This window comes from Shimia thalassica (assembly GCF_001458215.1).
In the GTDB taxonomy this organism is placed as follows: Bacteria; Pseudomonadota; Alphaproteobacteria; order Rhodobacterales; family Rhodobacteraceae; genus Shimia; species Shimia thalassica.
In genome coordinates this window covers 212,342-233,150 of record NZ_CYTW01000003.1, presented here as the reverse complement: position 1 = coordinate 233,150, position 20,809 = coordinate 212,342, and the positions used below count along the sequence as shown (strand labels likewise).

Here is a 20,809-nt window from a genome sequence, read left to right as displayed (position 1 = left end):
CCTTCGGAGGGAATAAATAAATGTCGAAGTCCGCGTTGGTTTACATGGGCGTTGCCCTGTGCGCAATTGCAGCTGTAGCCTTTGTTGCCTTGCGCAACCCTGCCACCACCGGTGGTGCGGTTGATATGTCGGCCGTTGCCGCCATGCGAGAAGGCGATATGAAAAAGCTGAACTTCCATCCGGAATTGAGAAAGGTCTCTGAAAAGACCTTTGATGCCGAGAATGGCACGAAGATGACTCTTGCCGACTATGAAGGGCAATATGTCTTGCTGAACTTCTGGGCCACATGGTGCGCACCTTGTCGAAAGGAAATGCCCATGCTGTCGGACCTGCAGGCCGAATTCGGGGGTGACGATTTTCAGGTTGTCACGTTGGCGACCGGCCGCAATGCCCCTCCCGCGATGAAGAAGTTCTTTGATGAAATCGGCGTCGACAATTTGCCCCTGCACCGCGACCCGCAAAGCGCGGTGGCCCGCGACATGGCGGTATTGGGCCTGCCCGTTACGGCGCTGATCGACAAGAACGGCAACGAAATCGCACGGCTGACAGGGGATGCAGACTGGAGCAGCGACAACGCCAAGGCGATTCTGCGCAACGTGATCAATTCCTCAGCGGAGTGAGCTTCAGTTTCTCACCTGCGGCAGCCGATTCACCCGCACACCGCGTACGCCAGAACTGCCCGAACCGGCAGTACAATCGTTGTCCTCCAGCTCGACGATAAAGAAAGTGACGTCGGTTTCCTGAGCAATTGTTATTTCGCTGACCTCAACCTTCAGAACACAGCCCTGAACACTTCCGAAACTGGTCTTGCCACCATACCATTTGTGCTTTGGATGTGGCGTATAAGGGTACTCGATAGCAGTGGTCGCCCGCGCATTCCCAGAATTGGCCCACCAGTCGTGGAATCGCCCTTTGAGCTGTCCCACCGCCTTGGTTGAGGCCAACGCAAACCTGTTGCTTTTCACCGAGCAATTGCGCCGCACGCCCCGCGGCGACGAGGCACCGAAAACTCTGGCTTTGATCGTAAAAGCTTTGTCGCGCGAATGCCACGTTTGTTGAGAGTTCTCGGCGCCATAGTCGATCCGCCTCTCGTCCTTAGGGGTTAAATCGGTGCCATCCACACGCGCATGATCCGCGACAAAATCGTAACATCGCCGCATCAGATCGTCCCACGTGTCGTAATAGGCCGGATAAACATCGCGCATGCGATTTTCAAATCCACCAGAATTCGACCCGCTGGAGAAATCAATCAACCCGCCGCGCGCCGTCTTGTCGGGCATATCGCCGGTCGCCACCCGCATCGCATCGGCAAACCGTGCCGCCAGCACCGCCTCGCGATCCGACACTTCGGCCAGTGGCGCATCTGGTGCGATGACCTTTTCCAATTCTATGTTCCGGACGGCATGCGCTTGCGCCACCTTTTCGGGGTCAAGCGTCTCTTCAACTGGCAAAGGCAGCGGAACCTCGTCTATTGCAAAAGGAGCCTCGGCGGTTTCGACCTCGGACATCTCTATGGGCTTTGATTCCGGCACGCTGGCGGTCTCAAAAGCGACAAACTCTCGATGGAATACTTGCACAACCGTAATCGCCACCCCCGCGATTCCCAGCAGCAGCAAGGCTGACAATACACCCAGCAAAAATCTCACAGCGACCTGCCCTCAACAAAAACTCACATATCTATAAGAGACCGTCATCGCGCGTAAATCTGGCAAAAGGGTGAATTTGCAATGGCCATTTTCGCGCTCTATCCGCCCAACTTGACCCAACGCCACCTTTGACACGCCCCATCCTGACATGCCCAAATCCGTTGCAGGGAGAAAAGACATGCCGTTGACCGTTCTGCTGCCTCTGGTCGTGTTCGGAATCGCTGGGATCGCGATACTGCTACATAGATCCGGATTAACTGCGCCGCGCCGCTTTCAGGATATTGCAGACGCAGAAGCCGCGTGGCTGCGCGAATTTCCCGACATGCGCCCCTTGGAAACGCACATCGACCGCAAGAATCAAAATGCCGTCATCCGCACAGAACGGGGTGGCGGATTGGTCTGGTGCATCGGGGCTGACACCGTTGCCCGCCCTTTGGAAGGCTTCGCGGTTTTGGAAACCGAAAACGGTCTCGACATCAAATTCGACGACTTTTCCGCTCCGCGTGCAGAGCTGTCTCTTTCTGAAACAGACCGACTTTACTGGAAGACGTTGCTGGACCCATCATGACTGAAAACCTGACTTATCCGGACGTTGTGTCCCTTGCCGTTCCCTTTTTCATCGCCGCGATCCTGATCGAATTCATTTGGATCAGGATCTCCGGCAAAGGGGGCCGCTATGAAACCCGCGACGCGGTGACATCACTTGTCATGGGCGCGGGCAATGTGGCCAGCGGTATCGCAATGGGGTTCATTGCATGGGCCTTTTTCATGGTTCTTTGGGAAATGACACCTTTGGATCTTGGCAACAGCTGGTGGATTGTCCTGTTATGTTTCGTTCTGGACGACCTGCGCTATTATTGGGTGCACCGGTTCGGCCACCGCATTCGCTGGGTCTGGGCCAGCCATGTGAACCACCATTCCAGCCAGCATTACAACCTGACCACGGCCCTGCGGCAGACATGGACTTACACCTTTACGTTTATGATGGTTGTGCGGGCCCCTCTGATCCTGTTGGGGTTTCATCCGGCCATGGTTCTGTTTTGCGGGGGCCTCAATCTCATCTACCAGTTCTGGATTCACACGGAAGCCATCGGCAGAATGCCACGCTGGTTCGAGGCCATTATGAACACGCCGTCGCACCACCGCGCGCACCACGGGCGCAATCCGCGCTATCTTGATTGCAATTATGCGGGTGTCTTTATCATCTGGGACAAGATGTTCGGCACCTTTGTCCCCGAACAAGAGGACGAAAAGGTCGACTATGGCCTTGTTCACAACCTCGGCACGTTCAATCCGCTGCGCGTCGCCTTTCACGAATGGGTCGGCATTTTTCAGGACATGTCCCAGCGGGGGCTTACACTGCGCGAACGCATTATGTACGCGGTCGCCCCTCCGGGATGGAGCCATGATGGAAGCCGCGACGGGTCCGCCGGCATCAAGGAAAAGCACCTGCGCCAACATCCGGAAAAACGCGGCACGCCGGGTTTTCGCTAGATCATAGCGCTCTGAACGGGCGCTCCATCGCCACGACTTTGTCATGGCAAGGGCATCCGACAAGGTGATCATTGATCAGCCCGCAAGCCTCCATAAAGGCGTAAACGATTGTCGGGCCACAGAAGCGGAACCCTTCTTTCTTCAAATCTTTCGAAATTTGTTGGGATAAAGCTGTTTGTGTCGGGACATCATCCAACGTCTCCCACCGGTTTTGCAGGGGTTTGAAGTCGACGTACTTCCACAGGAAATGATCGAACCCTTCCCGTGCTTCAATCACCTGCCAGGCACGTGCATTCCCGATTGTGGCCTCTATCTTGCCACGGTGCCGGACAATGCCGGAATTTCCAAGAAGTCGAAGCACATCTTCCTCTCCCCAATCCGCGATAATGTTGGGATCAAATCCTTGAAAAGCCTCGCGAAAGTTGTCTCGTTTTTTGAGGATCGTGATCCAGCTCAACCCTGCCTGAAACCCGTCGAGAATTAGCTTTTCCCAGAGCGCGCGGCTGTCATATTCCGGCACACCCCATTCGGTGTCGTGGTAATCTGTATAGATCTGCTCTGACCCGGCCCAACCACATCGTTCACCCATTTACCTATCTTTCAATCAAGTTTGAGACAAAGTCCCACGTTAAGCAGCCCTTCAGACATTAGGCAACATTCTGGCGAAGATCGCTACAGGAGCTTGCCAGATGCGCCACAAAAGAAAGGGCCGTTTCGCCAATATACCAGAGGGTCAAACCAGCCCGCTGGAGTCTGCTGTACACTCAAGGGACGGCACCACAATGGACATGGTCAAAGAGGCGATCGAACACAAACAGGTGCGATTGGCGTACCAACCCGTGGTCAGTGCAAAAGATACGAAAAAGCCCGTCTTCTACGAGGGCCTGATCCGTGTTCTGGATGAAACCGGTCGCGTGATTCCCGCCAAGGATTTCATGGGAGCGGTCGCGCATACCGACCTTGGCCGACAGCTCGATTGCCTCGCGCTGGAACTGGGTCTGCACACCCTTGGCACCCAGCCAACGATCAGATTATCCATCAACATGTCCGGCCGGTCGATCGGATACTCGCGCTGGATGAACAGCTTTCGAAGAGGGTTGAAACGTTGGCCCGACATTGCGGACCGGCTTATTCTGGAAATCTCGGAAAGCTCTGTGAACGAGCTGCCAGAAATCGTGGCGGATTTCATGGATGACCTCCAACTTCAGGGGGTTTCCTTTGCCCTAGATGACTATGGCGCGGGCAAGACATCTTTTCGCGTGTTCAAGGATTTCTATTTCGACATTCTCAAACTGGACGGCCAGTTTACCAAGAATATCCACACAGACAGCGAAAACCAGATCATCGCGAAATCAATTGCCTTTCTGGGCAATCAGTTTGACATCTACACAGTGGCAGGTCGCGTCGAAACACCCAAAGACGCAGAGGTATTGCGCGACTTGGGGTTCGATTGCCTGCAAGGATTTCTGTTTGGATCGCCTTCCGTAACGCCACCCTGGAAAGAGAAAAAAAAGAACAAAAGCGCCGCGTAACAACGCAACTATCTTTCGCCTGAGACATGCTGTCCGTTGCCGCAATGCGGCGAATCTAGTAAGGAACGCGACAAAGGCGGGAATGATCGCTTGCATTCCGAGCGCATTCCCAACACCTTTTGGCCAGTCATTTGGTAGAGGAAAAACATATGACCAACGTAGTTATCGCCTCGGCAGCACGGACAGCTGTCGGCAGCTTTGGCGGATCTTTCGCCAACACTCCCGCACATGATCTGGGCGCAACCATGCTGAAAGCACTGGTCGAGCGCGCAGGTGTCGACGCAACCGAAGTGTCAGAAACCATTCTGGGTCAAGTGTTGACCGGTGGCCAAGGCCAGAACCCTGCACGTCAGGCGCACATCAATGCAGGCTTTGCAAAAGAAAGCGCCGCTTGGGGTATCAACCAGGTTTGTGGTTCGGGCCTTCGTGCCGTTGCTCTTGCAGCACAGCACATCCAACTGGGAGATGCCGCGATTGTAGCCGCTGGTGGACAAGAAAACATGACCCTTTCGCCCCACGTTGCCCATCTGCGTGCCGGCACAAAAATGGGTGATGTAAAATACATCGACTCGATGATCCGCGACGGTCTGTGGGATGCCTTCAACGGCTATCACATGGGTCAAACAGCCGAAAACGTTGCAGAGCAGTGGCAGATCAGCCGCGACATGCAGGACGAATTCGCTGTTGGATCGCAAAACAAAGCGGAAGCCGCTCAAAAAGCTGGCAAATTCGCTGACGAAATCGCGCCGTTTACCGTGAAAACACGCAAAGGCGACATCGTTGTTGATCAGGACGAATACATCCGTCACGGCGCAACTCTTGAAGCGATGGCAAAAATGCGCCCGGCCTTCACCAAAGACGGAACAGTAACCGCTGCTAACGCTTCGGGCCTGAACGACGGTGCTGCTGGTGCGTTGCTGATGACCGCTGAAGAAGCAGAAAAGCGCGGCATCGAGCCATTGGCCCGCATCGCGTCTTATGCAACTGCTGGTCTTGACCCTTCCATCATGGGTGTTGGTCCGATCTATGCCTCGCGCAAAGCTCTGGACAAAGCAGGCTGGTCGGCTGGCGATCTGGACCTTGTTGAAGCTAACGAAGCGTTCGCGGCACAGGCTTGTGCAGTCAACAAAGACATGGGCTGGGATCCGGCGATTGTGAACGTAAACGGCGGCGCCATTGCGATCGGTCACCCGATCGGTGCGTCCGGTGCGCGCGTTCTGAACACGCTGTTGTTCGAAATGAAACGTCGCGGTGCCAAAAAGGGTCTCGCAACCCTCTGCATCGGTGGCGGCATGGGCGTGGCCATGTGCCTTGAGCGCCCCTAAGTGCCCTTATTAAGATGATTCTTGAAAGGGCGCCGAAATCGGCGCCTTTTCTTTTACCAGTGACACGTTTTTTTCACATCAATTTGCCAGAAAAAGCTGCATTGCGGCAAAATGCTCGCGCAACAATATTGCACATTCCGCTTTTTCTGCGTAACAGAATTACCTGAAGACCCACACCAGACTGGAGAATACCATGGGAAGAGTAGCACTCGTAACCGGCGGTTCGCGCGGTATCGGCGAAGCCATTTCGAAGAAACTGCAAGCTGAAGGTTACACAGTTGCAGCCACCTATGCTGGCAACGACGAAGCCGCGGCAAAGTTCACCGAAGAGACCGGCATCAAGACCTACAAATGGAACGTTGGCGATTACGAATCGTCCGCTGCAGGTATTGCCAAGGTCGAAGAAGAACTGGGCCCCATCGAAGTTGTTGTTGCCAACGCTGGCATCACCCGTGACGCCCCTTTCCACAAGATGACCCCACAACAGTGGCAGGAAGTCATCGACACTAACCTGACCGGCGTGTTCAACACCGTTCACCCGATCTGGCCCGGCATGCGCGAGCGCAAATTTGGCCGCGTCGTTGTGATCTCGTCGATCAACGGTCAAAAAGGTCAGTTCGCTCAGGTGAACTATGCCGCAACCAAAGCTGGTGACCTTGGCATCATCAAATCGCTGGCTCAGGAAGGCGCACGCGCAGGCATCACAGCCAACGCTGTTTGCCCTGGCTACATCGGCACCGAAATGGTCCGCGCGATCCCCGAGAAGGTCCTGAACGAAGCCATCATCCCACAGATCCCCGTTGGTCGTCTGGGTGAGCCGGAAGAAATCGCACGCTGTGTGGCCTTCCTTGTGTCTGACGACGCGGGCTTCATCTCTGGCTCGACCATCTCGGCCAACGGCGCACAGTTCTTCGTCTAATTTCGAAGACAAGCCAAACGCATTTGAGGTCGCCCGTTTGGGCGGCCTTTTTTCATTTTTTGGACAAGAGGTTTCGCGCTGGTCGCTCTTGGAATGGCCCAGTTTTTGCTGCTGTCCCGCGATTGCAGAAACAACACTGCACGAAAATTAAGATATTTCGTCCTTTGTGAAGCTGGTTTTGCCGCCTAGGCTTTTGGGAATGACCAATCGCTTTGACAAGGAGGCTCTGTCGTGACGCATAAAGGCACACCGTTTAGCGGACAAAACCCAACCCCTTTCCGTTTCCTTCAAACCGGCTCCGCACTGGCCCTGTCAGCGGTTTGTTTATTGTCGACACCCCAGAACGCCGCCGCCTCTGACGCAGAAAAATCGCCTCTGACCTTCAATCTAGGCAGCGGGTATTCCGCAACTCTGTATGGCTATGTCAAAGCGGACTTCCTCTGGGATGACGGCTACGATCTTGGGCGCACGACCTCGTCCATCAAATCGATCGGCCTTCCCGGTGGGCCAGCCGCCGGAAGCTTTGACAATCAACAGTTGGACGAAACCCGCATCGGCCTGAAAGTGGACGGGCCGAACGGATTTTTCGCACGGCTGGAAGGGGATTTTTACGGCGCGGACACCAGCCTGCGCTGGCGCCATGCCTATATCGATTGGTACGGCGTCATCGTGGGCCAGAACTGGACCAACTTCATGTCCGTTGAAAACCTCGCGGACACTGTAGATTTCCAAGGCTCTGGTGCCGTGCCTTTCGCGCGCCTTCCCCAAATCAGATACACTTACAGCGGCATCAAGAATACCACGCTGTCTGCCTCAATCGAAGAAGATGTCAGCAACGATGACGACTATATGCTGACCATCGCAGCCCGATATGGCTTCAAGTCCGGAATGGTCCGCGCCTCGGCCATGACCCGCGATACGATGGTCGGCGGCTCCCAAGTTGACGGCTGGGGTCTTAATCTTTCAACCGTGCTGAACCCTTGGCATGGCGGCACCGTCAAGCTGAACTACACCACGGGTGAAGGGATTGCCGACGTTCTTGCGGCGGGTCTCACCGGAACGGCCCTTTCGATTGGCGGCAACGCCGTTGGCACGGATGCGGTCGCCGTAACCGTCGCGCACCAAGTGAATGATAAGCTGAAACTCGCCGCAACAGGCAGCTGGGTGTCCTTGGATCAATCATCGGGAACAGACACGGATAGCTTGACGTCGGTTCACCTATCCGCGTTTTACAAAGTGCAAAAGAACACCACGCTGATGCTCGAGTATTTTACCGGAGATCGCAAACAGGGTGACGGAAACAGTTTTGAAGCCAACAGGGTTCAGTTCGCTGTGAAGTATGACTTCTAAATCGATCTGTTCGCAAATCAGACTGTGATTTGGCTGTTAGGGCGCCAGTGGTCCCAAAACTCGCCGGTTTAACAGTCTAGTATGCGTTTGAAACAGCACACGGGGCACACCCTTGGGATGTCCCCCGTGTAAAATCCCGTAAGTGCCTGGCGGTTTAGGCGCAGCGGGAAGGCTCCGTAAGAACCGTTTGGTTCAGCGGGGCAGAGCGTGACTTGAACAACCAAGAGAAAATGTTGGCAAAGGCCTGTGCGCGTTCCGCATGAGCAATTTCAAAAGCTTCTTGCATACGGGCGTTTTGTGCGGATTCAATCATGGCGGAACCTCCTGGGGCAAGTATCATTGAACTGATACCAATATGCAGATGCGGTTCAATTCATACAAACGAGACTTTTCACCCCTTCAGTTAAATTGTATTTAACTGAAATGACTGATCACCTTCCGCCGCTCACCGCCCTTCGCGCCTTTGAAGCCGCTGCCAGACACATGTCCTTTGCCAAAGCCGCAGAGGAACTGCATGTGACCCCGGCTGCGCTGTCCTTTCAGATCAAATCTCTGGAAGAGCATCTGGGCACACCTGTGTTTCGACGCCTGAACCGCGCTGTTGAATTGACCGAGGCCGGTCGCACGCTGGCCCCGGGGATGTCAGAAGGGTTTCAAACCCTGCACAACGCGTGGCGTGCGACCCGAAGGATTACAAACGAAACGACTCTCATCGTCACCGCGGGCCCTGCTTTCACAGCCAAATGGCTGGCCCCGAGATTTTATGAATTCGTGCGCGCCTATCCTGATATCGACCTGCGATTCTCGGCCACGTTGCGCGCCTTGGATTTCGGGCGTGACGAAGTGGATGTTGCGATCCGTTTCGGGATGGAAAAACCGGAGCCGGGACTATGGTCTTTGCCCTTGGCAAACGAATGGGTGACACCCGTTATGACGCCTGAGTTGGCGGAACGCTACCCAACCGCAGACAGCCTCAAGGACGCAAATCTCATCCACGATGATTCAATTTCGTTTCTAACCCCCCGCAGCGACTGGGCGGCATGGTTTCGGATGATGGATTTGGACATTGATGCAACCCATGGACCAAGGTTCACAGGTGCCGATCACGCGGTAGATGCCGCGCTGGCCGGCGCAGGTGTCGCCTTGGCCCGCCGCGCCCTGGTCGTCAAAGACATCAGTGAAGGGCGTCTGATCGCCCCGTACGGGCGCGCAATCGGGCTTCAGGCCCGGTTTCGGTTCCTGTGTCAGGAAGGCACAGAAGACCGTCCGCATATTGCTGCTTTCCGTGAATGGGTGCTTGACGAAATTGGCAAACTATCATCTGTAACCCGCACATTAAATATCACCCCAATTGAGGACATTCCCCCACCATGACCCGCACGCGCGCAACGGCGATAGGATTTGTCGCGGTCCTTCTTTGGGCCTTGCTGGCTTTGTTCACGGTGGGCACGGCCCCCACCCCGCCCCTGTTGCTGAATGCGATTTGCTTTACCATCGGCGGAACGATCGGGCTGATCTGGACCATGCGCAATGGCGGCTTTTCTGTTCTGCGCGCTGTCAGCTGGAAAGTGTATGTCTTTGGCACGCTCGGGCTTTTTGGATATCACGCCCTGTATTTTAGCGCGCTTCGACTGGCGCCCGCGGCCGAGGCGGGATTAATCGCCTACCTCTGGCCGCTACTCATCGTGCTGTTTTCAGGGCTTCTTCCCGGAGAACATTTGAAAGCGGGCCATCTTATCGGGGCCTTATGCGGTTTCTTCGGCGCGGCCCTGATCATTCAGGGGGGCGGCAACGGGTTCAACGCAGAAGCACTGCCCGGATATGTTCTGGCCCTGTTGTGTGCGCTGACCTGGTCCGGATACTCGGTGTTTTCGCGCCGTCTTGGGGATGCGCCGACCGAAACTGTTGCTGTGTTCTGCATCGCAACGGCGATTCTTTCGGCGATCACGCACGTTGCTTTCGAAGACACGGTCTGGCCAGTTGGCGCAATGGGCTGGGCATCTGCAATCGCACTGGGCCTTGGCCCTGTTGGTCTTGCTTTTTATGTCTGGGATATCGGTGTGAAACGTGGCGACATTCAATTGCTGGGCACGGCATCCTATGCGGCGCCTCTGTTGTCGACACTGGTTCTGGTAGCTGTTGGAATTGCTGAACCCAGTTGGTTGTTGGGGGCAGCAACCCTTTTGATCACCGGCGGCGCAGTTATTGCTGCGCGCGCCAGCTTGAAGAGTTAAGCCGAGACCGAAAGTCGCTCGATCTCTTCCTTGAGCTTGAGTTTCTGCTTTTTCATTTCTGCAATATCGAAATCGCTCGAAGCGGGTGCGCGCTGTTCGGCTTCAACCTGCTCGGAGAGGGTTTCGTGTTTCCTTTTCAGTTCTTCCAGATGCGAGCTCACGCTCATTGGCAGTCCTCCTCTCAGAAAAGTAAAATCAACACATGTAGTGCAGCACAAAAAAACTCGGCTGTCACGCTGCAACCGCATCAATTTGGCGGCAGTTTGCCTAAATTGCAGAGCGGCATATCCCAGTTCACATAGCTGTCTTGTTTCTATGCATTTCAGGAATTTTGCGATTCCCGTTGTTTTCGGGCTGCTTACGCGGGAAATGGCAGAGCTTTACCGTGTCTCAGAACGTCTCTGATTGCAGCTGTGTAGCTTTCGCGGTCACTTTCGTGATGCGCGCCATCATGTAGCAGAACAGGGGCATGTAGGCGAAAATCAGCCCGCCCGCCCTTGCGCGCCCTCACCAAAACCAGATTCGCATCACGCCCGATCCGGGGCTGCAACGGCAACACCTGAACAGACCCAAGACGCCCCGACATCGCAAAAAGCAAATCCGGCAAGCGTTCCGCGCGATGAATGAATGTCGCATAGCCTTTGGACACAAGCCGACGGGACGCCGTATCGACCCAGACCGCCAGCGGCGTGTTTTCACCCAAGGCCGCCTCTCGTCCGGAATCGCGTGCCGCGGTGCTGGCGGTTCTGTCAAAATACGGGGGGTTGGCAATTACGTGATCGAACTGCCGTTGTTTCAACTCATCCGGCAAAGCGGACAGGTCCGCCGAGACCACCTGTAATGTTTGGTTATTCCTTTGGGCATTGGCTTTGGCCAAGTCCGCATAAGGCACCTGCAATTCAACACCGCTCAGCTCTAGATCTGGCACCCGCCACCCGAGACACAGTGAGGCCGTTCCGACACCACATCCCAGCTCAAGCACGGATTGCCCCGCACGTGCAGGCACAGACGCCGCAAGAAACACCGGATCCACGCCCGCGCGATATCCGTTCAACGGCTGGGTGATCGTCAGCCGACCGTCCAGGAACGCATTTTCACTGACCTGCATTGGTGCCTATTTCCCTAACGGAATCTCGTTGTCTTTCATGACGACAAGGGCGGCGGCATGGTCATTACTTGGAACCATCAACCGGCGTGGGAAAACACCAATTGATCCTTCTAGTACGCTCATATTTACGTCCATTTCAAAGCAGTCTATACCCTCACCTCGAAGCAGGGCCGAGGCAAAGGCAATGATCGTCGGGTCGTTGCTGCGCAAAAGCTCTTTCATACTGGGGATGTAAGGGCAGGCCGACGGCAATGTCGAGGCCTGTGACGGGAATTTGATGGGTCTGGACCAAGCAGCAACAAAACCTCACGAGGCTCTTAGCGCCATTCTGGCAGACGATTTGACCTTAGTGAACGACCTGATCACCGCGCGTATGGCAAGCAGACATGCCCCGCGCATACCCGAGGTCACGGCGCATCTGGTTGGCGCCGGAGGGAAACGGCTTCGTCCCATGCTGACGCTGGCTGCAGCGAAACTCTGCGGATATGACGGCCCCTACCACGTCCACCTTGCGGCAACGGTCGAGTTTATCCATACGGCGACACTGCTTCATGATGATGTTGTCGACGAAAGCGCCCAACGGCGCGGCCGCCCAACGGCGAACTTGCTGTGGGACAATAAGTCTTCGGTGCTGGTGGGTGACTACCTGTTTTCGCGCTCGTTCCAGTTGATGACCGAAACTGGCTCGATTGATGTGTTGCGCATCCTGTCAAACGCTTCGGCCACCATTGCCGAAGGCGAAGTTTTGCAGCTCACCGCGGCAACCGATCTGCGCACTGATGAAAGCATCTATCTTCAAGTTGTACGCGGCAAAACCGCAGCGCTATTTTCGGCGGCGACCGAAGTCGGTGGTGTTATTGCAGATGCCGACCCTGAAATCGTGCAGGCCCTATTTGACTATGGCGATGCACTCGGAATTGCGTTCCAGATTGTCGACGACCTTTTGGATTACCAAGGGGACACCAAAGCCACAGGCAAAAATGTTGGCGATGATTTCCGCGAGCGCAAGCTCACCCTGCCCGTGATCAAGGCCGTCGCCAAGGCGGATGACGCAGAGCGGGCATTTTGGGTGAAGACCATCGAAAAAGGCAAGCAAGACGAGGGTGACCTCGAACATGCCCTGACGCTGTTGAACAAGCACGGCACGCTTGAAGCCACCCGTCAGGATGCCCTTGAATGGGCCGCGAAAGCCAAGTCGGCAATTGCACATCTACCCGAACACGAAATTCGCACGTTGCTGACGGATCTTGCAGATTACGTCGTCGCACGCGTGAACTAAACCAGCCTGCATTTAAGGTCCGGACGCCGGCCACAATCGCAGATTTTACAGGCGTTTCCCTGCGGCGCTCCACCAATTCGGGTGTGCCGCTCTGATCTGTTCCAAGGCCAGCTTTGCGCTAACACCATCAGGCGGGAAAACGCCAAAGCACGTTGCCCCCGACCCAGACATCCCTGCGTACAGGCTACCCGCCTCTGTCACTGCATCGATCACATCTGAAATCGATGGCTCCAAAGTGATTGCGGCAGGTTGCAGATCGTTTCGCTGTGTTTTTAGCCAAACTGCCAAAGCTGCGGCATCTTCAAACCGGGGCAATGGTGTGGGCATTGGTGGATTATGTCGGCTTTGCAGTGCATTGAAAATGGCTGGCGTTGCCACTTCCACTCCGGGATTGACCAGCAGGATGTCGAACTCTGGCAAACCGTCGACATCAGAGAGATCCTCTCCAATGCCTGCCATACGTTGAGATGTGAGGGTCATGCAAACAGGCACATCCGCCCCAAGAGCCAGCAGACGGTCCTGATCTGGCAATTGCACGTCCCACAGTCCGCTCAGCGCCCGCAGACAGGCAGCGGCATCACTGCTGCCCCCGCCAATACCGGATGCGGCTGGCAAATGTTTCTCGAGGGTGATGAACGCGCCTTTAGAGCCGTCAAACAGCGCAGCCGCTTTTAGAACCAGATTGCTATTGTTCTCTGGCACGCCTTCGGATTTCGGACCTGTAACGCGCAAACGCAATGTGTCCGCTATTTCCGCAGATATGACATCGCCCACATCAACAAACACCACCAGAGAATCCAGAAGATGATATCCATCCTCTCGCTGTCCGGTCACGTGAAGTGTCAGGTTTATTTTGGCGGGCGCAAAGGCCTCAACCTTCATTGGCCACCTTCAACGGGTCGGCCCCTTCTTCTTCGAGAACCTGATCCAGACCCACCTCGAGTTTGCGCCGAATCCGGTATGGGTTGGCTTCTTCGGCGGTGTCGTCGCTCACAAAAGACAAAGCGCGTTTCCACTGGAATTCGGCCTCAAGATTACGTCCGACGGCCCAATACACATCCCCCAGATGGTCATTGACCACGGGATCAATCGGCATCAACTCGGTTGCGCGTTCCATATGCCCGACGGCCTCGTCATAGCGTCCAAGTCGAAAGAGAACCCACCCCAGACTGTCCACGATATATCCGCTTCCCGGACGTGCAGCGACAGCGCGCTCGATCATGTTGAGCGCCTCGTCCAGCTTGATCTGCTTTTCAACCATGGAATAGCCGAGATAGTTCAAAACCTGTGGCTGTTCCGGATTCAACTCAAGCGCCTTGCGGAAATCAGCCTCGGCCATATCCCATTTGTCCAGACGCTCGTGACAAATGCCACGGGCATAATACACAAACCACAAAGCCCGATCCAAAGTGTTATCCAATTCGATCGCTTTGTCATAAGCAGCAACGGCGCCTTCAAAATCTTTTTGCTGGCGCAGCACGTCACCAAGCGCCGAATGCACCGAAGACAGCTCGCCATGGGTGCGGGTCAGTTGTTCCAGAACCTCAATCGCAGCATCGTTTTTCCCTGCCATCCGCAGGGCATCCGCCCGGCCCATCTCGGCCGCATGGAACGATGGGTGGTCTGCAGGCACACGTTTGTAGGCTTCGGTGGCAAGCTCGTACCGTCCCATCTGGTCCAGCAATCCGGCAGACAACAACAGCGCCTCTACGTGATCCGGGCGCAGGTATTCCGCAACACGTGCATACATCAGCGTGTAATCAGGGGCCGCATCCGGCGCGAGAACGTCCGCCAATGTATAGAAGACTTCGGCGATACCATCCGAAGCGCCGTTCACTACAGAAAACTCCAGCTCTCCGCCCGCTTCGAGCGTGTCGTACATGTCCTGAAGACGCGGGTCGAGAGCCGTCCCGAACATCTCTTTCATGACGTTGAGTGCTTCTTCGTTACGCTCCAGCTGGCTCAGGATCTGAACCAATGCGATCACGCTGCGGCGGGTCATTTGAACGGGCGCATCCGTTTCTGCCGAATACACGGCCTCGGCACCGCTAAAATCACCTACAGACGCCAAAGCAAGTGCTTTGTGATATGCAGAAAAACCGGCCGCGCCTTGTTGTTTGGCCGCCTCGTCGAAGGCCTTCAGCGCCTCGGACATCGAGCCTTTGCCGATTTGCGCCCATGCAGAAACCAAACTGTCGACCAGCTCGTTTATCTCAAGGGTTCCGTCGATTTCTTCCAACAGGGTTTCGAATTTACCATCTTTCACAAGATCAGCGGTGATCACCATATTGGCCAATTGGCTTTGCAACCCGTCTGCGCGCATCTTGCGCGCCACAGGCATCGCCCGATCCACCTGTCCCAAGGACAAAAAGGCGAGCACAGCATTTTCCAACAAGCGTGGATTTGAGGGATCACGCGCCAGTGCCTGCGTGTAATATTGCGATGCCGCCTGATAATCGCTGTCAAAAGCCGCTTGTCGTCCGGCGAGATACGCCCCGGAAAAACCTTGCGCCGATACCGGCAATGAAACGGTGGAAATCAAAAGCGACGCGGTTGCGATGCGCAGGAATGAAGCGGCCAAGACAGGCTCCTTGATTGGATGTCTCCGAGAAAGGTAGTGCTCCGATCACGAACACGCAATGGGTCAAGGATGCGCTAAGCCGGCTTCACGCCAATTTGTAGACGCCAGAAGCCGGTAAAAGAACGTTGTGTAGAGGAAAGCGGCCAGATCAGACGAGCAGATCGAACACGGGGCCGACAAACTGCAGGTCATAGTCCAGCCCGACAATGCGCAGGTTGATACTCGCCTCGTCCGCACCATCCACCAGAGCCCAAAGAACCTGACCTGTTGGTCTGTGCACCACGAACGCCTCTGCCGCGGCATCAGAGCCCGCATTTTCTGTGTTGGCCAGTTGAACCCGGAAATCCGAAGCAGACGCGGTGCTGTCTCCAAACACCAGAACATCACCATCTGCGGCGCTATAGTCCTGAATCCAGTCCGAGCCGTGATCGCTTATGCCGAGGTGAAAGAACTCATCCGCGCCAGCACCCCCGTTCAAAAGGTCATGGCCAAACCCGCCATTCACGAAGTCGTCGCCATCGCCACCAAACATAAAGTCGGCAAGGGCACTGCCATTCAACGTGTCATTGCCCGCCTGCCCCAGCACCTCGTCCGAGCCGAAACCACCGGTGATCATATCGTCGCCGTCGCCGCCATAGATCAGGTCGTTGCCATATCCGCCGTCAGCTGTGTCATTCCCTGCACCGCCATAGATCACGTCACGCTCGTCATAACCGCCGCCGCCACCATTCAGAACGTCAGCCCCGTCCCCCCCGTTAAGCGTGTCGCGGCCATCGCCGCCGGTCAGGGTATCACTGCCACCATTGCCGACGAGACGGTCATGGTTACTGCCGCCAACGTACTGATCTGCAAAATTTCCACCCACAAGATCCACTGCGGCATCCCGTGTCGCGCCCAGCCGCAAAGCTTCCATGCTGACAAAGCTGTCATCACCTTCGAAATCGAACAATTCTACAAACCGCGCCGAAACGTCGTTTGCACCGTGAGAGATCACTAGGTTTCCGCCGGTCAAGGCAACGCTGGCGGTGCTGTAAGATCCGTCTATGAAACGGACGGTATCAATCCCGCTTCCACCGTCAATTTCATGAGAACTTCCGCTCAAAACGCTTACGACATCACGACCTGAACCGGTCTCGACAAGCGCCTGATGCGTTGTGAAGACATCATTTTCGGTAATCTCGACACCAGCAATCGTTGCCAATGAAATCGGATCACCTGCAAAAAAGCCGGATCCGTCCACAGCACTGTCGGTGGCAACCACGCGATCCAGAAACTGTTGGGCCTGGCGTGTTGTTGTGATTTCCGGAAGCTCGGTTCCGCTCAGCCGCAAGAAATAGCTGTCGTATGCATCGCCAACCGGACGAGAGATTGTGTAGACGTAGGTTTCGGTCGACAGGCTGTCCCAGAACACTCTGCCAAACTCTTCGACGCCGAATGTGATACCCGGCGCCATAAGGTCGGCACCGTCGGCATCAACTGAGTACAGCTCTGAGCGGTCAATCTGGACGATGTCGAGCATTCCCGACACCGGATTTGACCGCATTGAGGAATAAGTAAACGTGGTGAGGTCACTGGCGAGCACAAATTGGATTTCACCCAGTTCTGCGCTTTGCAATTCGCCATCCAGATTGCGGAATACCGGTACCGAAAATGTATATGTCGTCACGTTGTCTGCCCCTCAACACAAGCCGAAATGCACTTCACAGCTTTGCAAAAATTAGCTTATCCACCCGATTCTTTAAACTCAACACAGGAATTTATGGCTGCGTTAAATTTGAAACAGGTGGCTTCTCGTCTTCTTTGATACAACAATCTTCGGCCACAATTATGGACACAAAGTGAAGAAACTAAGGAGACCGCCAGCGCCGCGTCTGCTGGACACTTTGCGCTGCGCTCACAAAGAAAACCCACACCAAACCCGCAATACAAGGGAGTTCTCCAAGTTTTGCGGGTGCTTTGGTGCTGTTCTGCCTTTGTTTAACCTAAGAGATCATAAACCTGTGCGCCAATCTGAAGATTGATCGCGTCTTCGCCCCCACCATCGATCAAGGCCCAGAGAATCTGCCCCGATGGGCGATAGATCACAAAGGCTTCGGTCACATCCGAAGCGCCTGCACTTTCCGTTTGCGTAAAGTTGACCTGAAAATCACCTGCCGCAACCGTCGCATTGCCAAAGTGCAGAACATCGCCTTCATCGGCATCGTAGTCCTGAATCCAGTCAGACCCGTGATCCGCGACACCAAGATGGAAGAAACGATCCGCCCCTGCCCCGCCATTTACGCGGTCAAAGCCAAATCCCCCATTCAAGTAATCGTTGCCGTCACCACCAAACAGTTGATCCGAAAAGGCGCCCCCATTAAGGGTGTCTTGTCCTTGTTGCCCAAGAATTTCATCCGCGCCAAAGCCGCCACTCAAAGTGTCGCGACCGTCTCCGCCATAGAGCAGATCGTTGCCATAGCCGCTATCGGCGAAATCATTTCCGGCACCGGCATAGATGATATCGCGTTCATCAAAGATGTCGTCGCCGCCAACAATGCTGTCATTGCCATCGCCACCGTTCAACGTGTCTGCGCCGTCACCACCCAAAAGCGTATCATTACCCGCCCGTCCCACAAGACGGTCGTGATTGTTGTTTCCACGCAAAAGTTCACTCACATCCGTGCCGACCAGATCGACAGCATCGGCGCGATCGGCAAGGGCACGCAATTCGCCCCGGGTGAAAGTGTCAATTCCCCCACCAACGCGGGCAAACTCAAACTGTTCGACATTGCGCACCTGCATCTGATCGCCGCCTTCGTCAAACGGCATCGCAGCATCTTCAAAGCGCAACTCGGCTCCGGACCAGTGGATATTGAAAGCATTCGCCGAATAGCCTTCAAATCGCAGGATGTCTGCCCCTTCGCCGCCATCCACAAACATCGAATTAATGTCTTCCGGCAGCAGCACGTCATCCCCGGCGCCCCCGTAAATCTCGGCCTGACCAAATTGCATCGAGAAATGGATGGTGTCGTCTTCGCTCACGCGCGCGCCCGGAATTGACGCCAGATCAATATTGTCACCCGGACCAAAACCCGAACCACGTGCCGCCCCATCGGCCCACGTCAAACGGCTGAAAAAGTTTCTGGCTCCCGAAAGGGTTGTCATATTGGGCAGCGGGTCACCACCAACCTCGAGGAAATAGGTATTGAACGCTGTGCCGGATTGTAACGACGCGGAATAGACATAGGTCTGTCGCGACCCATTCGCCCAAACCAATTGTCCGAACTCTTCCGACCCCGTATCAAACGCCCCCATGACGTTTTCACCATCCGCATAGACCGTATACACGTCGTCAGTTTCAAGCCTGATAATATCAAGGAAACCGCTCGTGTTCAGTGCCCGGTAGCTAAAGCCCGTTACATGGTCGGGAACAACAACCTGAAGCTCTCCTGCGCGCGCCGCAGTGATCTGGGTGTTGGAAATTGTCAGAACGGGAACCGAAAACGTATAAGTCGTCACTGGAAAACCACCTTGAAATATTTAGCAAAAACTTGCGTTCAAGGGTTTTTGAACGAGGTTTTGGCCTGTTGCAACAAGATTGCACATGTCTATGCACAAAAAAGAGGCGACCCAATGGACCGCCTCAATTCTTGAAATACGCAACGCATTACATGTTCGGATAGTTCGGACCATCGCCACCTTGCGGTGTGACCCAGTTGATGTTCTGGCTGGGGTCTTTGATATCGCAGGTTTTACAGTGAACACAGTTTTGGAAGTTCACGACAAAGCGCGGATCTTTGCCTTCTTCTTCGACAACTTCGTAAACCCCTGCCGGGCAATACCGCTGTGCGGGTTCTGCATACATTGGCAGGTTGGTCATGATCGGAATGTTCACGTCTTTCAGCTGCAAGTGACACGGCTGGCTTTCCTCGTGGTTTGTCATTGCAAAACTCACGTTGGTCAGTCGGTCGAAGCTCAGCTTGCCATCCGGCTTGGGATAATCGATCGGCTTGTGCGAAGCAGCAAGCTCGGTCGAAGCCGCATCATTTTTACCGTGCTTGAGTGTTCCAAACGGCGAGACCCCAAACAAGGTGTTGCTCCACATGTCGAGACCACCAAGCGCCAGCGACGGCAGCATGCCCCACTTGGACCACATGGGTTTGACATTGCGGACTTTCTTGAGGTCCTTGCCGATGTCACCCTTGCGCACTTCCTGCTCATACTCATGCAGTTCGTCCGACGACCGGCCTTCTTCCAGAGCGTTGTGTGCGGCTTCCGCAGCAGCAATCCCCGACAGCATGGCATTGTGGTTGCCCTTGATCCGAGGAACGTTGACCATCCCGACCGAACAGCCCAGCAGCGCCACGCCTGGTGCAACCATCTGTGGCATCGACTGATAGCCACCTTCGGAAATCGCCCGTGCGCCATATGCGACGCGCTTGCCACCTTCGAGCAGCTCGGCAACCATCGGGTGGTGCTTGAAGCGCTGGAATTCCATGTATGGGAACAGGTGGGGGTTTTTGTAGTTCAGGTGAACAACAAAGCCGACATACACTTGGTTGTTTTCCAGGTGATAGATGAAAGACCCACCACCGGCGTTTCCGCCCAAAGGCCAGCCCATCGTGTGGGTCACGGTGCCTTCTTTGTGTTTGGCCGGATCGATCTCCCAGATCTCTTTCATGCCAAGGCCAAATTTCTGGGGCTCTTTGCCGTCCGAGAGGCCATAGCGTTCGATCACTTCTTTGGCGAGGCTGCCGCGCACGCCTTCGCTCAGGAAGACATACTTGCCGTGCAGTTCCATGCCTGGCTCGGTGTTCGGACCGTACGAGCCGTCTTCTTCAAGACCAAAGACACCTGCGACAACACCTTTGATTGTGCCGGCTTCGCCGTAAACCAGTTCTGAACATGCCATGCCGGGGAAGATTTCAACGCCCAGCTCTTCGGCTTGCTCGGCCATCCAGCGGCACACGTTGGCCATCGACACGATATAGTTGCCGTGGTTGTTCATCAGCGGCGGCATCGGGAAATTCGGGATGCGGATTTCGCCCGCTTCACCCAGCATATAGAAGTTGTCTTCTTTGACTTCTACGTTCAGAGGCGCGCCCTTTTCTTTCCAGTCCGGGATCAGCTTGTCCAAGCCACATGGGTCCAGAACGGCACCCGAGAGAATGTGCGCTCCGACTTCGGAGCCCTTCTCAAGAACGACAACATCAAGGTCGGCATTCAATTGTTTCAGACGGATCGCAGCAGACAGACCTGCAGGGCCTGCACCAACGATCACGACGTCATATTCCATTGCTTCGCGTTCGATCTCTGCCATTTGGCTGTTCCTTCCCGAGTGGCTTGCGGAAATAATGTTTCG

21 protein-coding genes are annotated in these 20,809 nt (G+C 55.2%); 10 read left to right on the top strand and 11 right to left on the bottom strand.

The annotated features are described in order from the left end of the window. The first annotated feature begins 20 nt into the window (after positions 1 to 20). Positions 21 to 620 carry a TlpA disulfide reductase family protein gene (locus PH7735_RS14430; protein WP_058312098.1) on the top strand — a complete coding sequence of 200 codons (600 nt, stop codon included), beginning with the start codon at positions 21 to 23 and terminating at the stop codon, positions 618 to 620. Positions 621 to 623: 3 nt separating this feature from the next. Here the strand turns inward: PH7735_RS14430 and PH7735_RS14425 are convergent, their stop codons facing one another. Then, a complete protein-coding gene (locus PH7735_RS14425) occupies positions 624 to 1,646 on the bottom strand; it encodes a hypothetical protein (protein WP_058312097.1) in 1,023 nt (340 codons plus the stop codon). Between the two features lie 178 nt (positions 1,647 to 1,824). On the opposite strand from PH7735_RS14425, the gene PH7735_RS14420 reads away from it, so the two are divergent. Continuing rightward, on the top strand, positions 1,825 to 2,214 hold the full coding sequence (locus tag PH7735_RS14420; protein ID WP_058312096.1) for a hypothetical protein: 390 nt from the start codon (positions 1,825 to 1,827) through the stop codon (positions 2,212 to 2,214). Continuing rightward, complete coding sequence (locus PH7735_RS14415; protein ID WP_058312095.1) at positions 2,211 to 3,140, top strand: sterol desaturase family protein; 930 nt, start codon at positions 2,211 to 2,213, stop codon at positions 3,138 to 3,140. The genes PH7735_RS14420 and PH7735_RS14415 overlap by 4 nt, the downstream gene beginning before the upstream one ends. A gap of 1 nt (position 3,141) precedes the next feature. Here PH7735_RS14415 and PH7735_RS14410 read toward each other — a convergent pair whose 3' ends face one another. Beyond that, positions 3,142 to 3,729, bottom strand: a complete 588-nt coding sequence (locus PH7735_RS14410) for a DNA-3-methyladenine glycosylase I (RefSeq protein ID WP_058312094.1) — start codon at positions 3,727 to 3,729, stop codon at positions 3,142 to 3,144. A 100-nt stretch (positions 3,730 to 3,829) separates the two neighbouring features. Between PH7735_RS14410 and PH7735_RS14405 the strand changes: the two genes are divergently transcribed. From PH7735_RS14405 to PH7735_RS14390, 4 genes are all read left to right on the top strand, one after another. Continuing rightward, positions 3,830 to 4,672: an EAL domain-containing protein gene (locus PH7735_RS14405; protein ID WP_058312093.1), complete on the top strand. Its 843-nt coding sequence runs from the start codon at positions 3,830 to 3,832 to the stop codon at positions 4,670 to 4,672. A 149-nt stretch (positions 4,673 to 4,821) separates the two neighbouring features. Continuing rightward, on the top strand, positions 4,822 to 5,997 hold the full coding sequence (locus tag PH7735_RS14400) for an acetyl-CoA C-acetyltransferase (RefSeq protein ID WP_058312092.1): 1,176 nt from the start codon (positions 4,822 to 4,824) through the stop codon (positions 5,995 to 5,997). A gap of 193 nt (positions 5,998 to 6,190) precedes the next feature. Further along, positions 6,191 to 6,916, top strand: a complete 726-nt coding sequence (gene phbB, locus PH7735_RS14395; RefSeq protein WP_058312091.1) for an acetoacetyl-CoA reductase — start codon at positions 6,191 to 6,193, stop codon at positions 6,914 to 6,916. A gap of 231 nt (positions 6,917 to 7,147) precedes the next feature. After that, positions 7,148 to 8,266, top strand: a complete 1,119-nt coding sequence (locus PH7735_RS14390; RefSeq protein ID WP_058312090.1) for a DcaP family trimeric outer membrane transporter — start codon at positions 7,148 to 7,150, stop codon at positions 8,264 to 8,266. A gap of 154 nt (positions 8,267 to 8,420) precedes the next feature. On the opposite strand, the gene PH7735_RS20735 is transcribed toward PH7735_RS14390, so the two are convergent. Next, entirely contained in the window at positions 8,421 to 8,579 is a 159-nt protein-coding gene (locus PH7735_RS20735) for a hypothetical protein (protein ID WP_158503241.1), read from the bottom strand. Positions 8,580 to 8,689: 110 nt separating this feature from the next. Here PH7735_RS20735 and gcvA point away from each other — a divergent pair, with 110 nt between their 5' ends. Together gcvA and yddG are read left to right on the top strand one after the other, a co-directional pair. Beyond that, positions 8,690 to 9,640 carry a transcriptional regulator GcvA gene (gcvA, locus tag PH7735_RS14385; protein WP_058312089.1) on the top strand — a complete coding sequence of 317 codons (951 nt, stop codon included), beginning with the start codon at positions 8,690 to 8,692 and terminating at the stop codon, positions 9,638 to 9,640. Next, complete coding sequence (yddG, locus tag PH7735_RS14380; RefSeq protein ID WP_058312088.1) at positions 9,637 to 10,500, top strand: aromatic amino acid exporter YddG; 864 nt, start codon at positions 9,637 to 9,639, stop codon at positions 10,498 to 10,500. The genes gcvA and yddG overlap by 4 nt, the downstream gene beginning before the upstream one ends. Here yddG and PH7735_RS20355 read toward each other — a convergent pair. From PH7735_RS20355 to PH7735_RS14370, 3 genes are all read right to left on the bottom strand, one after another. Next, the gene (locus PH7735_RS20355) at positions 10,497 to 10,667 is read right to left on the bottom strand and encodes a YdcH family protein (protein ID WP_082645251.1); all 171 of its coding nucleotides are present in this window, start codon (positions 10,665 to 10,667) and stop codon (positions 10,497 to 10,499) included. The two genes, yddG and PH7735_RS20355, sit on opposite strands and share 4 nt — an antisense overlap. Positions 10,668 to 10,858: 191 nt before the next feature. Beyond that, a complete protein-coding gene (locus PH7735_RS14375) occupies positions 10,859 to 11,608 on the bottom strand; it encodes a tRNA1(Val) (adenine(37)-N6)-methyltransferase (RefSeq protein WP_058312087.1) in 750 nt (249 codons plus the stop codon). 6 nt (positions 11,609 to 11,614) lie between these two features. Next, complete coding sequence (locus PH7735_RS14370) at positions 11,615 to 11,830, bottom strand: putative signal transducing protein (protein WP_058312086.1); 216 nt, start codon at positions 11,828 to 11,830, stop codon at positions 11,615 to 11,617. A 55-nt stretch (positions 11,831 to 11,885) separates the two neighbouring features. Between PH7735_RS14370 and PH7735_RS14365 the strand changes: the two genes are divergently transcribed. Continuing rightward, positions 11,886 to 12,887, top strand: a complete 1,002-nt coding sequence (locus PH7735_RS14365; protein ID WP_058312085.1) for a polyprenyl synthetase family protein — start codon at positions 11,886 to 11,888, stop codon at positions 12,885 to 12,887. A 45-nt stretch (positions 12,888 to 12,932) separates the two neighbouring features. Here PH7735_RS14365 and PH7735_RS14360 read toward each other — a convergent pair whose 3' ends face one another. From PH7735_RS14360 to PH7735_RS14340, 5 genes are all read right to left on the bottom strand, one after another. Next, complete coding sequence (locus PH7735_RS14360; protein WP_058312084.1) at positions 12,933 to 13,769, bottom strand: 4-(cytidine 5'-diphospho)-2-C-methyl-D-erythritol kinase; 837 nt, start codon at positions 13,767 to 13,769, stop codon at positions 12,933 to 12,935. Then, complete coding sequence (locus PH7735_RS14355) at positions 13,759 to 15,468, bottom strand: tetratricopeptide repeat protein (RefSeq protein WP_058312083.1); 1,710 nt, start codon at positions 15,466 to 15,468, stop codon at positions 13,759 to 13,761. Before PH7735_RS14355 ends, PH7735_RS14360 begins: the two co-directional genes overlap by 11 nt. A gap of 148 nt (positions 15,469 to 15,616) precedes the next feature. Continuing rightward, a complete protein-coding gene (locus PH7735_RS20565; RefSeq protein WP_058312082.1) occupies positions 15,617 to 17,134 on the bottom strand; it encodes a calcium-binding protein in 1,518 nt (505 codons plus the stop codon). A 311-nt stretch (positions 17,135 to 17,445) separates the two neighbouring features. Continuing rightward, entirely contained in the window at positions 17,446 to 18,966 is a 1,521-nt protein-coding gene (locus PH7735_RS14345) for a calcium-binding protein (RefSeq protein WP_058312081.1), read from the bottom strand. Positions 18,967 to 19,114: 148 nt separating this feature from the next. Beyond that, positions 19,115 to 20,767, bottom strand: a complete 1,653-nt coding sequence (locus PH7735_RS14340) for an electron transfer flavoprotein-ubiquinone oxidoreductase (RefSeq protein ID WP_058312080.1) — start codon at positions 20,765 to 20,767, stop codon at positions 19,115 to 19,117. Positions 20,768 to 20,809: the final 42 nt, after the last annotated feature.